The sequence below is a fragment of the Streptococcus sp. genome (genome assembly GCF_032481935.1).
Taxonomy (GTDB): Bacteria; Bacillota; Bacilli; order Lactobacillales; family Streptococcaceae; genus Streptococcus.
Genome location: NZ_JAWERU010000104.1, coordinates 1 through 1,048, shown reverse-complemented (window position 1 = coordinate 1,048; position 1,048 = coordinate 1). Strand labels below are relative to the sequence as shown.

1 protein-coding gene and 1 pseudogene are annotated in these 1,048 nt (G+C 39.2%); both read left to right on the top strand.

The window, feature by feature from the left end; genetic code table 11:
* Positions 1 to 178 (top strand): annotated as a pseudogene (locus tag E7C97_RS09575) (DUF308 domain-containing protein); the annotation flags it as partial.
* Positions 179 to 187: 9 nt separating this feature from the next.
* Positions 188 to 1,048 (top strand): AI-2E family transporter (locus tag E7C97_RS09570; RefSeq protein ID WP_316109085.1); only part of this gene is annotated, 861 nt, incomplete at its 3' end.

The following is a 1,048-nucleotide window of genomic DNA, read 5'->3' as shown; positions in this document are numbered from 1 at the left end:
TAAATCCTACTTTGTCTTATCTACAAACTGTGTGCTCTTGGCTGATACCATAGTCGGTCAGGCTGGCACCGATATCCTCTCACCCAAAGGATTTATCGCTCCAGGAACTTACCAAGCCTACCTTAATCGAGAGTTTGAAAAACCAAATAGTATAGTCGTATCTAAACATGTTTATTAAGGAGAATTTATGAACTTAGTAAAAAAATACACCCCGTTAATACTTTTTATAGGGCTGGTTGCTCTTGTAATTCTGAATGCATCGAGCTTTATATCAGGAGCAATCTCTCTCTTTGATGTAATATCAACCTTGATTTATGGTGCTGTTATTGCTTTTGTGCTCAATGTTCCCATGAAAAAAATTGAACAGTACTTAGTTAAATTGAAGGTAAAGGCAGAGTTGCGTCGTCCGATTGCCATGGTACTTGTTTTCCTAGCTCTTATCTTAATCGTGATTGCTCTTTTGGTTTTGGTGCTGCCAACCCTAGCCCAGACTATTAGTCAGCTGGGAACAGTCCTTTCAACAGTCCTTACTCAACTTGGGAAATTGCTAGGCAGCTCGGAATTTGTAACCAAAGACATGTTGTCAACTATCGTATCAGGAATTCAGGGACAGTCTAGCTCTATTAGCCAAGCTTTGATAGGTTTTTTATCAGGTCTGACTAGTAATATCGGCAATATTTTTTCAAGTTTGATGAATGCCTTTTTGATTATAGTCTTCACCTTTTTATTTTTATCCAGTAAGGAACATTTGGCAGCGATGACGAGTCGACTTCTAAAAGTTTTTCTTCCAGAGAAGGTGGTGATAAAGTTGACTTACATTGGACAAGTAGCACTAGAGACTTATGACCAATTTTTGATGAGTCAGCTGATTGAAGCAGTTATCATAGGAGTTATGATAGCGGTTGGTTACAGCGTGTTTGGGATACCCTATGGAGTAATGACAGGTATCTTTGCAGGAGTGCTATCGTTCATTCCTTATGTAGGGCCTATGATTGCTTGTGTTGTGGGAGCGATTTTTATCTTCACAGTGAGTCCTACTCAAGCCTTA